This window comes from Stenotrophomonas sp. OVS01A (assembly GCF_019969775.1).
Classification (GTDB): domain Bacteria; phylum Pseudomonadota; class Gammaproteobacteria; order Xanthomonadales; family Xanthomonadaceae; genus Stenotrophomonas; species Stenotrophomonas indicatrix.
The window spans coordinates 1,246,503-1,259,267 of record NZ_JAHXYV010000001.1 but is presented as its reverse complement, the minus strand read 5'-3'; the positions used below and the strand labels follow the sequence as shown (position 1 = coordinate 1,259,267).

The following is a 12,765-nucleotide window of genomic DNA, read 5'->3' as shown; positions in this document are numbered from 1 at the left end:
TTTCAGCGCGCCAGCCAACGGCGCGCCATGCGCTGCATCGATTCGTCCGACTGGGGATCGCTGGCGACCTCGGCCACCGCACGCCAGGACAGCTCCAGCGACTCTTCGCTGAGCACGAACGCTTCCCCTCCCAGCGCACGGATCACGAAACGCACGTCGTAGTGCCAGTGCCCCGGTACATCCTTGCGCTCGGGAATCCAGTGCTTGTCGATATCGAAGATGGCCGGATCATCCAGCACCAGGCCGCTCAGGCCCGATTCCTCCTCGGCTTCCTTCAACGCTACCCGGGCCAGATCGCGGTCGCCGTCGGCGTGGCCACCCAGCTGCAGCCAGCGCTGCAGCTTGCGATGGTGGGTCAGCAGCAGCCGCTGGCCATCGGCGCTGACCAGCCAGCAGCTGGCGGTGAAGTGGCCGGCCAGGCGTTCGCGGCGGAAAGCATCTTCCGCATCGTCGATCAATGTGCTGAATTCGGCAGCAAGGGCGTCGTGGGCGGGTTCTTTGCGCGCATAGTCATGCAGCAGGCCGCGCATGCGATCGTCAAGTGCGGCAAGGGATTCGGTGGTTTCGCTCATGAATGCGGGGTGCCTGGAAAAATACCTGCCATTATCGCCGTTCATTGTTGCGTTTGCGCTTGTGCGGTGCCTTCAGCATTGGCTAAGGTACAGCGGGCCGTTCGCACGGCTTTCACGATTCCAGGCCGCCGGCAATGTACTGGCGGCCCTCCCAATCCGATCATCAGGAAGTACTGCATGCTGAAAGCTCTGTTGAGGGTCAAGCCGGTCGAACCGGCCGGGCACGTCGATGCCGGCGAACCCATCGAAGGCAGCCTGGATGGCGAAGCCACGTTGAAACGGACCCTCACGGCGAAACACCTCATCATGCTTGGCATTGGTGCGGTGATCGGCGCAGGCATTTTCGTGCTTACCGGCCAGGCCGCGGCCAACCACGCCGGCCCGGCGGTCATGCTGTCGTTCGTGTTCGCCGGCATCGCCTGCGCGCTGGCCGGCCTGTGCTACGCCGAGTTCGCAGCGATGATGCCGGTCTCCGGCAGCGCCTACTCCTACTCCTACGCCACGCTTGGCGAGGGCATGGCCTGGTTCATCGGCTGGTGCCTGGTGCTGGAGTACCTGTTCGCCTCGGCCTCGGTCGCGGTGGGCTGGTCGGCGTACCTGATCAGCTTCATCACCACCACGCTGCACATGCCGTTCCCGGACGCGCTGAGCGCGGCGCCGATCGCCTGGAACGGGCACGAGTTCGCCGCCTCCGGCAAGCTGTTCAACCTGCCGGCGGTGCTGATCGTGGCGGCGGTGACCGGCCTGCTGTACGTGGGCGTGACCCAGTCCGCGTTCGTCAACGCGATCATCGTGGCCATCAAGGTCTTCGTGATCTGCCTGTTCGTGGGCATCGGCGCGGCCCACGTGGACCCGGCCAACTGGCACCCGTTCATCCCGGAAAACACCGGCGTGTCCGGCGAGTTCGGCTGGAGCGGCGTGTTCCGCGCGGCCACCATCGTGTTCTTCGCCTACATCGGCTTCGATGCGGTCTCCACCGCCGCCGGTGAAACCAAGGACCCGCAGCGCAACATGCCGATCGGCCTGCTCGGCTCGCTGGCGGTGTGCACCATCGTCTACATCATCGTCTGCGCGGTGCTGACCGGCATGCTGCCCTACCACCTGCTGGGCACCGACAAGCCGGTGGCCACCGCGCTGGAAGCCTACCCGAGCCTGTCCTGGCTGAAGACCGCGGTGGAAATCGGCGCGATCGCCGGCCTGTCCTCGGTGGTGCTGGTGATGATGATGGGCCAGACCCGCATCGCCTACACCATCTCGCGCGATGGCCTGCTGCCGAAAGTGTTTGGCAAGGTCCACAAGCGCTTCCGCACGCCTTACTGGGCCACGATCGTGGTCGGCGTCATCGCCGCGTCGCTGGCCGGCCTGGTGCCGCTGAACGTGCTGGGCGAACTGGTTTCCATGGGCACCCTGCTGGCCTTCGCCACGGTCTGCATCGGCGTGCTGATACTGCGCTACACCCGCCCGGAGCTGCACCGTCCGTTCCGCGTGCCGCTGGTGTGGGTGATCTGCCCGCTGGGCGCGCTGTCGTGCCTGTTCCTGTTCTGGCAGGCGTTCGTGGTGCATTGGCACCTGTTCGTAGGCTGGACCGTGCTGGGCCTGCTGATCTACTTCGGCTACGGCATGCGCCACAGCAAGCTGGCCAAGTCGCCCTGATCCTCCCGACGGGCCGGCCCCTGCGCCGGCCCGTCGATATCCGCAAGCATTTCCGCCCGCGCCCGGTCACCGGGCGCATCGCACAAGACCACCACACATGTTCAAGCAACTGTGGGCCACCAAGCATCCGCATGCCGCCCATGAAGACGCCAACGGCCTGAGCCTGCGTCGCCACCTCGGCCCCTGGGGCCTGACCGCACTCGGCATCGGCGCCGTGATCGGCGGCGGCATCTTCGTCATCACCGGCCAGGCCGCAGCCAACCACGCCGGCCCGGCCATCATGCTCTCGTTCGTGCTGGCCGCGATCTGCTGCGCCTTCTGCGCCCTGGCCTATGCCGAGTTCGCGGCGATGGTGCCGGTTTCCGGCAGCGCCTACACCTATACCTACGCCACCTTCGGCGAGCTCTCGGCCTGGTTCATCGGCTGGATGCTGGTGCTCGAGTACGGCGTCTCCGCCTCGGCCGTGGCGGTCAGCTGGACCGGGTATTTCCTCAGCCTGCTCAGCCATTTCGACATCCATCTACCGGCGGCGCTGGTCAGCGCCCCCTTGGATGCGCAGCTGCGGCCCACCGGCGCCATCGCCAACATTCCCGCCGCGATCCTGGTGCTGCTGTTGACCTGGCTGTGCTACGTCGGCATCAGCAAATCCTCGGCGATGAACATGGCCATGGTCATCCTCAAGACCGGGCTGATCGTGCTGGTAATCGTGGTCGGCTGGAAGTACGTGGACACCAGCAACTGGACCCCGTTCATCCCGGCCAACGAAGGCCCCGGCAAGTACGGCATGGAAGGCGTGCTGCGTGGCGCGGCGATGGTGTTCTTCGCCTACATCGGCTTCGAAGCGGTATCGGTGGCCGCGCAGGAATCACATAAACCGCAGCGCGACATGCCGATCGGCATGATGCTGTCGCTGGTGATCTGCACGGTGCTGTACATCGCGATGGCCGCGGTCATGACCGGCCTGGTGCCCTACCAGCTGCTGGGCACCGATGAGCCGGTGGTGACCGCCGTGGCCGCGCATCCGCAGCTGGGCTGGTTGCGCGTGGTGGTGGAAATCGGTGCGTTGATCGGCCTGTCGTCGGTGGTGCTGGTGATGATCATCGGCCAGCCGCGCATCTTCATGATCATGGGCCGCGACGGCCTGTTGCCGCCGGTGTTCACCAAGATCCACCCGAAGTACCGCACGCCGCATATCAACACCGTCATCACCGGCATCGGCATCGCCCTGCTGGCGGCGCTGTTCCCGCTGGACATCCTCGGCGAGCTGACCTCGATGGGCACGCTGATCGCCTTCGCGGCGGTCTGCGCCGGCGTACTGATCCTGCGCCGCACGCAGCCCGACCTGCCGCGCCCGTTCCGCATTCCGGGTGCATGGCTGGTCTGCAGCCTGGGCGTGATCAGCTGCCTGGCGCTGCTGTCGGCGATGACGTTGCACAACTGGATGCTGATGGGCGTGTGGACCTTCGTCGGCTTCGTGATCTACTTCTTCTACGGGTTCAAACACAGCCGCCTGCGCGGGAAGTAAGGTTTTCTGCATCGCAGGGCCTGCGGCCCTGCACCCGCCGTTGAAGCCGAAGCAACGGCAACAGCTGGGCTGAGGGTTTGGCGGGGCGGGTTGGATTCGCGGGGGACGCCGTGAATCCGTCCCTGGAGGCTTGGCCGCGGCATCCATGCCGCGGACACCCCCGCGAATCCAACCCGCCCCACCTCCGACAGTCTCCTGCCCCGTCCGGTAGATCCACGCCATGCGTGGATGAAGCGTTCCGGGACATGAATGTTCGGGGACGAATCTACTGTAGAGCGGAGCCATGCTCCGCTCCGAGCACGCGCAGCGAAGCGACCCGCTTCTGCCTTTCTTTCTTCAATCCGTGGCTGGCCGCGCGGAACCTGTCCGTGGCCGGTCGGGTGGGCTGCGCAGGGGTGTCCGCGGCATGGATGCCGCGGCCAAGCCCCCATGGACGGGTTTACGGCGTCCCCTGCGCAGCCTACCCGACCGGCCAACCCACGGAATCTGCTTCTGACGCCAGCCACGAGGGGCTCAGCCGTTGGCCGAATCCAGTAAAATCGCCCCCATGAACACCCCCACCTTCCCCTACGACACCGCGCGCCTGAGCGAACTGGCCCAGCTGCTGATCGACAACGTCCGCGAACTGGCCCAGGCCGGCTGGACCCCGGCCACCAGCAGCAACTTTTCCCACCGCCTGGACGACCGCCACGCCGCGATCACCGTCTCCGGCAAGGACAAGGGCCGCCTGATCGAAGACGACATCATGGTCGTGGACTTCGATGGCAAGGCCGTCGGCCGCCCGCTGCGCCCGTCCGCCGAAACCCTGCTGCATACCCAGCTGTATCGCCGCTTCCCGGAGATCGGCTGCGTGCTGCATACGCATTCGCCGGTGCAGACCATCGCCTCGCGCCTGTATGCACCGCAGGGCCATATCCGGGTGGAAGGCTACGAACTGCTGAAGGCCTTCGCGGGCAACAGCACCCACGAGATGGCCATCGACATCCCGGTGTTTGCCAACACCCAGGACATGGACGTGCTGTCGGCCCAGGTCGACGCCCTGCTCGACACGCAGACCCTCTGGGGCTACCTGATCGACGGCCACGGCCTGTATGCCTGGGGCCGCGACATGGCCGAAGCGCGGCGGCACATGGAAGCGTTCGAATTCCTGCTGCACTGCGAGCTGGAGCTGCGCAAGCTGCGCCGCTGAAGTTTCCGGCACGGCCAGATGCCGTTCTGGAATCAGGCCATCAACGCCACCCTGCTACCCTGTCCTTCCCCGAGACGTTCAAGCTGCCGCCATGAGCCGACTGCGCATCTACGACGATACCCATCCCGAATCGCCGCTGCTGGACACCCAGGACGGCGCGATCATCGCTGCCGAACTGCAGAAGATCGGCGTCACCTTTGAGCGCTGGCAGGCCATCGCGCCGGTCGCCCCGGGCGCAAGCCAGGACGAAGTGTTCGCCGCCTACCGCGCCGACATCGACCGCCTGGTTGCCGAACGCGGCTTCAAGAGCGTGGACGTGGCCTCGATCGCCCCGGACAACCCGAACCGCGCCGAGCTGAGGAAGAAATTCCTCGACGAACACTTCCACAAGGAAGACGAAGTACGCTTCTTCGTCGCCGGCTCGGGCCTGTTCACCCTGCACGTGGGCGACAAGGTCTATGAGATCGAGTGCGTGAAGGATGACCTGATCGCCGTGCCCGACGGCACCACCCACTGGTTCGACATGGGTGATGAGCCCAGCTTCGTGGCGATCCGCTTCTTCACCGAACCGGATGGCTGGGTCGGTCACTTCACCGGCACCGACATCGCGCAGAAATTCCCCCGTTACATTCCGACCCAGGCGTCCTGATCAATGCAGCCCCGCGTCATCCTGACCGACATCGAAGGCACCACCAGCAGCATCTCGTTCGTCAAGAACGTGCTGTTCCCGTACGCACGCCAGGCGCTGCCCGGCTTCGTCGCCGACCATGGCCAGCAACCGGAGGTGCGTCGCTGGCTGGATGCAATCGCCACCGAGATCGGCGGCGCCTGCCAGGACAGCCTGGTGGCCGAGACGCTGCAGGGCTGGATCGACCAGGACCGCAAGCACACCGCACTGAAGGCCCTGCAGGGGCTGATCTGGGACGCAGGCTACCGTCGTGGCGACTACACCGCGCACTTCTACCCGGAGGTAGCGCCGGTGTTGAAGGGTTGGCACGCCTCGGGCCTGCCGCTGTACGTGTACTCCTCCGGCTCGGTGCCGGCGCAGAAGCTGTTCTTCGGCTTCAGCGACGCGGGTGATCTCAGTCCGCTGGTGTCGGGCTGGTTCGATACCGAAGTGGGCGGCAAGCGCGAGGCCGACAGCTACCGCCACATCGTGCAGGCCATCGGCGTTCCCGCTGGCGAGGTCCTGTTCCTGTCCGACGTGGTCGAGGAACTGGACGCCGCCCGCGAAGCCGGCCTGCAGACACGCCTGATCGATCGCCTGGACGACTACCCGATGCCGCGCATCGGCGACGCCGCCAACGGCCATGATCGCGTCGAGAACTTCCAGCAGATCCAGTTCTAACAGCTATCCGCTGCGCTCGCCGGGCATGGCCCGGCGCTACCGGGTACGCTGCGGGAAACCGCCTTCGGTAGATGCCAACCTCGGTTGGCATTCGTAATGCCCGCCCAAAGCGTGCCAACCAAGGTTGGCACCTACCAGGGCGCCTCTCTCAACGGTCGTTGAGGGTCTTCACCTTCAAGGCCTCGCGCAGCGCAGCCAGATCCACCGGGCCACGCACGGCGATGTCGCGGGTTTCGCCCGGCAGCAGGTCCAGCAGGTTGTCTTCCACCTGCACGTCGAGCGCGCCGAAATCGATCCAGACTGCGCGCACCAGCGCAGCGCTGTGCAGCCGCAGGCGATAGTGGTCACCGTCGATCGCCAGCGTTGACGTCAACTGCTGGCGTGGCAGCACCTGGTCCTTGGCTTCAACGAAGCCGACCACCTGCCGCGCCGTCACCTTGCCATCCTGCAGCAGCTCGAACACCGCCACCGTCCGCGCCGGATCAGCGCCGGCCAGCAGCTCGGCATCCGCGTAGGTGCCGATATCGGTCACCCCGGCGGCAGCCAGGGTCACCGCCTGCTCGCGTCGGCGCAGCACCTTGCCCTCCACGTCCATCACCCGCAGGCGCCAACGTGCATCCAGCGCGGCACCATCGTTGATCAGGCGCACGCGCGTACTGCCTTCATCGCGCAGTGCGGCCACCGTAACCGGCGCGAAGAAGCGCCGCGCGGCATAGTGCAGCGCCTTCCAGCGACCGAAGTAGTCCACGCTCGACCACGATGCTCCCGGCCAGACATCGTTGAGCTGCCAATACAGCGAGCCCATCGTGTAAGGTCGCGAAGCACGATGGTGCAGCGCCGCCAGGGCGATGCCATCGGCCTGCATCACCTGGCTCAGGTAGATGAAGTCCTCGAAGTCCTTCGGCGTGCCGTAGCCCAGTTCGATGTAGTGCAGCAGGCGTGTATTGCCCTCGCCGGCCATGAACTTCTGGTGCGCACGGATCACCGGGCTGTCGATGCGCTGTTCGGCACGGGTGGCGATCTGGTCCACCGTCGCCACCGCTGGCCAGGCCTGCAGGCCGTACTCGGACATGAAGCGCGGGGTCTCGCGCAGATAGGCCTGCACCGGCAATGCCGGATTGCCCCACACCTGCCAGTAATGCTTGTCGCCACGGGTGGAGTCGTTGGCCTTCTCGTCCAGGTCGTTGCTGGGCGAACTGGACCAGTACGGCACGCCCAACCCATCTTCGCTCACCACCTGGCGCAGGTCGTTGCCGAACAGGTCAACGTAGCCCTGCCAGACCTTCGCCGCGAACGCCGGATCGGCGGACTTCAGGTCGCGGCCGTGGCCCCAGTCCTTCCACGCCGTTTCTTCTTCGTTGTTGCCACACCACAGCACGATGCTGGGATGGTGGCGCAGCCGGCGCACGTTGTCGCGCGCCTCGGCCACCACGCTGGCGCGGAATGCCGGGTCGTAACCCGGCTGCATGCCACCGCCGAACATGAAGTCCTGCCAGACCAGCAGGCCCAGTTCGTCGGCGATGTCGAAGAACGCATCGTCCTCGTAGTAGCCGCCGCCCCAGTTGCGCAGCATGTTCATGTTGGCATCGCGCGCGGCGACCAGTACCTGGCGCAGGCGCGCAGCATCAACGCGCGCGGGGAAGGCGTCGAAGGGGATCACGTTCGCGCCCTTGGCGAAGATCGGCACCCCGTTGATGACGAAGGCGAAGCCCTGCCCTCCCTTGTCGTCCTGCTCGCGGCGCAGTTCGACGGTGCGCAGGCCGATGCGCTGTTCGCGTGCCAGCACCGGATCGGCACTGCCGTCCAGGCGCGCCTGCACGGTGTAGCGGTCCTGCGCACCATGGCCGACCGGCCACCAGCGCCGCGGCTTGGCCAGTTCAACCGGCACGTCCACGCTGTTCCGGCCGGGCTTCAGTTCGACCGTGCGCTGCACCCGTGCGACGCTGCGGCCGTCGGGATCCCGCACTTCAACGTCCACCGCAATCGGAGCGGCGACCGCATCCTGTTCCACCTGCAGCACTACCGCCAGCTTTGCGTTTTCTGCATCAAGCGAATCAGTGCGTACGGCCACATCGGTCAACCGATGCGCATCCCATGCCTGCAGGTCAACGCCCCGCCAGACGCCGGCAGTAACGTAGCGCGGGCCCCAGTCCCACCCGAAGTGGTACGCCGGCTTGCGCGCGAAGTTGCCGACCATCGCGTCCTTGGGTTCATCACCGTAGGGCGAAGGATAGTTGCCGGCAATCCTGTGCGGCATCGCCTGCACGCCGGGCAGCAGCGTGCGGATCGGCGAACGGAACACGATCTGCAGCTCATTGCTCTTCGCACGCAGGCGACCTTCGACGCGGGCGCGCCAGGTGCGGTGGGCGTTGTCGGCGCGCAGCAGCGGCTTGCCGTTGAGCGTCACCTCGGCATAGGTGTCCAGGCCGTCGAAGCGCAGCTCGGCATGGGCCTTTGCCAAGCTGGCAGCGTCCACATCGAAACGGGCTCGGTACTCCCAGTCGGCCAGACCGATCCACTGCAGCTCGGCTTCGGGCGCACCGACGTAGGGATCGCGGATCAGCTCATGCGCCAGCAGATCGGTGTGCACGCTGCCTGGCACCGTGGCTGCGCGCCACTGCTGCAGGCCAGGATGGGCCGCGCCCTGGGCGTCGCCGGGCAGCAGCCGGAACTCCCATTGCGCCTGCAGCGGTGCGGCGCCTGCCGGGAAGGCGCCAAGGGCGATCAACAACAGCAGCAGACGGACAGCGTTGGAAATGCGATGCACGTGATACTCCTGTTTTTCCGCCGGGTATGACCCGGCGCTACCAATGCCTCACGCCACGGTAGCGCCGGACCACGTCCGGCGAGCGCGCAGCGCGGCAGACCTCAACGCACGACGTTCAGCACTTCGTAGCAGGCACCCATGGTGTGGTAATCCACCTTGCCGGCCGGGCTCTTCTCATCGCTGTACTTGCGGTTGTCGGCGTCGAGGATGCGGAACCATGCGCCGTATCGATGGTCGACGAAGTGCTCCCACGAGTACGCCCAGATACGGTCGTACCACTGCCAATAGCGGTCGTCGCCGGTGCGCGCGGCCATCAGCGCGGCGGTGGCCAGGGTCTCGGCCTGCACCCAGAAATACTTGTCGTCGTCACAGACGAAGCTGTCACCGCCGATCGGCGCGCCGTCCATGCCCGGCTGCCGGCGCGACTCCGGGGCGAAGCCGTAGTACAGGCCGCCGCGCACCTCGTCCCAGCTGCGCTCTACGGCCACATCGAACAGATGCTGCGCGGTCGGCACCAGCCAGTCGGCCTGCACGTGTCGGTCCAGGATCAGCAGCAGCTTGGCCCACTCGGTCTGGTGCCCCGGCTGGAAGCCCCACGGCCGGAACAGGTGCTTGGGATCGTCCAGGTTGTAGTCCCAGTCGATGTTCCAGTTGACGTCGTAGTGTTCCCAGACCAGACCGCCGGCCTTTGCCGCCTGGCGGCGGGTCATGTTGTCGGCCAGCTGCAGCGCGCGCTCGACATAGCGCTGCTCGCCACTGGCCTCGAACGCGGCCAGCATCGCCTCGCACATGTGCATGTTGGCGTTCTGGCCGCGGTAGCCGGTGAAGTTCCACTGGCCGTCGGCCTCGTCCCTGTACAGGCCGTGCTCGGCTTCCCAGAAGCGCGCCTGCAGCAGCTGCCAGGTTTCGTCCATCCACGTGCGGGCTTCTTCGATGCCTGCCTTCAACGCACAGCTGTAGGCGAGCAGCACGAAGGCCACGCCGTAGCAGTGGTTCATGTCGTCCTCTACCACACCATCGCGCAGGGTCCAGGCGTAGCCGCCGGTGGCCGGGTTGCGGTGAACCTCGCGCAGGTAGCGCACCCCGTGCTCGACCGCGTCGCGATACTCGGCGTTGCCGAATTCGCGGTAGGCCATGGCGTAGTTGAAGACGAAGCGGGTGCTGCTCACCAGATGACGATGGCTGGCATCGTAGATGCTGCCGTCGTCACGGAAGTAATGGAAGAAGCCGCCCTTCGGGTCGATGCAGCGCGGATGGTAGAACGCCATCGTGTCGGCGATGTGGGCGCGCAGGAACGTGGGGGAACGGAAATCGGGCGAGGTGCTCATGCGGGGAGATCCTGTAGCTGCAGCAGCTGCTGCACTTCATCGAACGAGGGCATTGCAGCGAACGCGCCCTTGCGGGTCACCGCCAGTGCGCCAACGGCGGCGCCGAAGCGCAGCGTGGCGGCGATCGCCTGCGGGTCCTGGCAGAACGCGGCAAAGCCCGCACCCGCCCCACCCCGCTCCAGCAGGCCAACCAGCACGCCGCCGACGAAGGCATCACCGGCAGCGGTGGTGTCCACGGTGGCGACGCGGAAACTGCTGACCTTGCCCTGCGTTTCACGGGTATACCAATGCAGCGTGGCGGCGCCGTCGGTGATGATCACCCAGCGTGCCTGCGCGGCCAGCAGGCGGCGCAGCACCAGCGCCTCGCCGTCATCGCCCAGCGGGGCGGCCAGGTAGTCCAGTTCCTCGCGCGACAGCTTGACCAGGTCGGCGCGCTCCAGCGCCTGCCACAGGCGCGGTGTCGGGTCGACATCGGCCGGCCACAGCGCCGGACGCAGGTTGAGATCCAGGCTGACCACCGCGCCGGCCGCACGCGCACGGTCCATGCCGGCGAACGTCGCTTCGGCGATGTCCGCTTCGGTCAGGCTGTTGGAACAGACGTGGAAACACTGCGCGCCATCGAAGCAGCCCGCCTGGAAATCGCTGTCACGGAACAGCAGGTCGGCCGCAGGCGGACGGTAGAAGCTGAAGCTGCGTTCGCCGCCCGCGTCCAGTGCAACGAAGGCCAGCGCGGTTTTGGCCGCGTCGGTACGCACGATGTAGTCGGTGCCGACGCCGTGTTCGCTCAGGCTCTCCGCCAGGAAGTCGCCGAACATGTCGCGGCCGAGCATGCCGACGAACTGGGTCTTCGCGCCCAGCCGCGCGGCGGCCACCGCGACGTTGGCCGGTGCACCTCCGGCGTACTGCAGGAACGCGCGCGGGGTATCGGCCGAGGCCGGCGGCTGCGCTAGTAGATCGATCAAAATTTCGCCGAAGCAGACGATGGAACCCATTTTCGACTCAGCCTCCCTGCGTGCCGGCAGCCGGCGCGCGGGCGCCGACCAGTCCGTAGAAAATGATGTAGCCGTAGCACAGCAGCGGCAGGATGAAGCTGGCCTGCACACCGATGTGGTCAGCCAGGACGCCCTGCAGGTAAGGCACCACGGCGCCACCGACGATGGCCATGATCAGCAGGCTCGAACCCTTGCTGGTCAGCGGGCCCAGACGCTCGATGCTGAGCGCGAAGATGGTCGGGAACATGATCGAATTGAACAGGCCGATCGCCACCACCGAGTACAGCGCGACATTGCCGGAGGTCATCATGGTCAGCGTCAGCAGGCCCACGTTGACCAGCGCGAAGATCGCCAGCAGGCGGCTCGGCGAGAAGCGCGCCAGCAGCGCCGAACCGGCGAAGCGACCGATCATCGCCATCGTCCAGTAGGCCGACACATAGTGGGTGGCTTCCTGCTCGCTGAAGCCGCCGATCGTGGGCATCGACAGGTAGTTGACCAGGAAGCTGCCGATCGACACTTCGGCACCGACGTAGAAGAAGATGCCGAGCACGCCCAGCAGCAGGTGGCGCTTGCGCAGCGCATCCAGATAGCTGTGCTGATGCCCCTGGTCAGCCTGCTCGGTGGTGTCGTTCAGCGCCGGCAGGCGGAACAGGAACACGAACAGGGCCAGCAGCACCAGCGCCACGGCCAGGCCGACGTACGGGCCCTGCACTGCGTGTGCCTCGGCGGTACGGTAGGCGAGCTGCTCGGCGGCCGGCAGCGCGGCGATCTGCTCGCCGCTCATGGCCGTGTTGGACAGGATCAGCATGCCGCCGAAGATCGGCGCGATGGCCGTACCCAGCGAGTTCAGCGCCTGCGCCAGGGTCAGGCGGCTGGAACTGGTCTGCTCCGGACCAAGCAGGGCGACATACGGGTTGGCCGCCACCTGCAGCACGGTGATGCCGGTGGCCAGCACGAACAATGCACCGAGGAAGGCGCCATAGACGCGCAGCTCAGCGGCCGGCCAGAAGCCCAGTGCACCGATGCCGGCGATCACCAGGCCGGCGACGATGCCCTTCTTGTAACCCAGCGCTGCAACCAGCCGCCCTGCCGGCAGCGACATCAGGAAGTAGGTGCCGAAGAAAGTGAACTGCACCAGCATTGCCTTGGCGTAGTTCAGCTCGAACACCGCCTTCAGATGCGGAATCAGGATGTCGTTGAGGCAGGTCAGGAAGCCCCACATGAAGAAGATGGTGGTGACCACGGCCAGCGCCTTGCCGTTGGTGACGGCAGGCTGGTTGCCCGGGGAACCTGATGGGCGGGGCGTTGCGGAGATCGGCATGCGGTACGCGCCTCGATGCGCGAAAGGTCGTTGGTGCGTGGAAGGGTGCAATCAGTTCAGGAGCGAAGCA

General features: G+C 66.3%; 10 protein-coding genes. 5 read left to right on the top strand and 5 right to left on the bottom strand.

Annotated features, from left to right (window positions below; genetic code table 11):
• Positions 1-2: 2 nt before the first annotated feature.
• The gene (locus LC407_RS06070; RefSeq protein ID WP_223482416.1) at positions 3-617 is read right to left on the bottom strand and encodes an NUDIX hydrolase; all 615 of its coding nucleotides are present in this window, start codon (positions 615-617) and stop codon (positions 3-5) included.
• A gap of 132 nt (positions 618-749) precedes the next feature.
• On the opposite strand from LC407_RS06070, the gene LC407_RS06065 reads away from it, so the two are divergent.
• The 5 genes from LC407_RS06065 (at position 750) to mtnC (ending at position 6,287) form a co-directional block, all read left to right on the top strand.
• Positions 750-2,225 carry an amino acid permease gene (locus LC407_RS06065; protein ID WP_025874781.1) on the top strand — a complete coding sequence of 492 codons (1,476 nt, stop codon included), beginning with the start codon at positions 750-752 and terminating at the stop codon, positions 2,223-2,225.
• A gap of 97 nt (positions 2,226-2,322) precedes the next feature.
• Positions 2,323-3,750, top strand: coding sequence for an amino acid permease (locus LC407_RS06060; protein ID WP_032975512.1), 1,428 nt, complete (start codon positions 2,323-2,325; stop codon positions 3,748-3,750).
• A 547-nt stretch (positions 3,751-4,297) separates the two neighbouring features.
• Positions 4,298-4,939 carry a methylthioribulose 1-phosphate dehydratase gene (locus LC407_RS06055; protein WP_059064090.1) on the top strand — a complete coding sequence of 214 codons (642 nt, stop codon included), beginning with the start codon at positions 4,298-4,300 and terminating at the stop codon, positions 4,937-4,939.
• A gap of 91 nt (positions 4,940-5,030) precedes the next feature.
• Positions 5,031-5,588, top strand: a complete 558-nt coding sequence (locus LC407_RS06050) for an acireductone dioxygenase (RefSeq protein WP_223482415.1) — start codon at positions 5,031-5,033, stop codon at positions 5,586-5,588.
• A gap of 3 nt (positions 5,589-5,591) precedes the next feature.
• Positions 5,592-6,287, top strand: a complete 696-nt coding sequence (gene mtnC / locus LC407_RS06045) for an acireductone synthase (protein ID WP_223482414.1) — start codon at positions 5,592-5,594, stop codon at positions 6,285-6,287.
• 148 nt (positions 6,288-6,435) lie between these two features.
• On the opposite strand, the gene LC407_RS06040 is transcribed toward mtnC, so the two are convergent.
• The 4 genes from LC407_RS06040 to fucP form a co-directional block, all read right to left on the bottom strand.
• Positions 6,436-9,054, bottom strand: coding sequence for a glycoside hydrolase family 2 protein (locus LC407_RS06040; RefSeq protein ID WP_223482413.1), 2,619 nt, complete (start codon positions 9,052-9,054; stop codon positions 6,436-6,438).
• 101 nt (positions 9,055-9,155) lie between these two features.
• On the bottom strand, positions 9,156-10,382 hold the full coding sequence (locus LC407_RS06035; RefSeq protein WP_033830987.1) for an AGE family epimerase/isomerase: 1,227 nt from the start codon (positions 10,380-10,382) through the stop codon (positions 9,156-9,158).
• The gene (locus tag LC407_RS06030) at positions 10,379-11,374 is read right to left on the bottom strand and encodes a carbohydrate kinase (protein WP_025874794.1); all 996 of its coding nucleotides are present in this window, start codon (positions 11,372-11,374) and stop codon (positions 10,379-10,381) included. Before LC407_RS06030 ends, LC407_RS06035 begins: the two co-directional genes overlap by 4 nt.
• Before the next feature lie 7 nt (positions 11,375-11,381).
• On the bottom strand, positions 11,382-12,695 hold the full coding sequence (gene fucP / locus LC407_RS06025) for an L-fucose:H+ symporter permease (protein ID WP_025874796.1): 1,314 nt from the start codon (positions 12,693-12,695) through the stop codon (positions 11,382-11,384).
• Between the last annotated feature and the right edge of the window lie 70 nt (positions 12,696-12,765).

What these genes read in the sequence shown, in the direction of transcription:
- mtnC (WP_223482414.1), top strand. Translation starts at nt 5,592, where the DNA reads ATGCAGCCCCGCGTCATCCTGACCGACATCGAAGGCACCACCAGCAGC.
- LC407_RS06030 (WP_025874794.1), bottom strand. Translation starts at nt 11,374, where the DNA reads ATGGGTTCCATCGTCTGCTTCGGCGAAATTTTGATCGATCTACTAGCG.
- fucP (WP_025874796.1), bottom strand. Translation starts at nt 12,695, where the DNA reads ATGCCGATCTCCGCAACGCCCCGCCCATCAGGTTCCCCGGGCAACCAG.
- LC407_RS06050 (WP_223482415.1), top strand. Translation starts at nt 5,031, where the DNA reads ATGAGCCGACTGCGCATCTACGACGATACCCATCCCGAATCGCCGCTG.
- LC407_RS06055 (WP_059064090.1), top strand. Translation starts at nt 4,298, where the DNA reads ATGAACACCCCCACCTTCCCCTACGACACCGCGCGCCTGAGCGAACTG.
- LC407_RS06065 (WP_025874781.1), top strand. Translation starts at nt 750, where the DNA reads ATGCTGAAAGCTCTGTTGAGGGTCAAGCCGGTCGAACCGGCCGGGCAC.
- LC407_RS06035 (WP_033830987.1), bottom strand. Translation starts at nt 10,382, where the DNA reads ATGAGCACCTCGCCCGATTTCCGTTCCCCCACGTTCCTGCGCGCCCAC.
- LC407_RS06070 (WP_223482416.1), bottom strand. Translation starts at nt 617, where the DNA reads ATGAACGGCGATAATGGCAGGTATTTTTCCAGGCACCCCGCATTCATG.
- LC407_RS06060 (WP_032975512.1), top strand. Translation starts at nt 2,323, where the DNA reads ATGTTCAAGCAACTGTGGGCCACCAAGCATCCGCATGCCGCCCATGAA.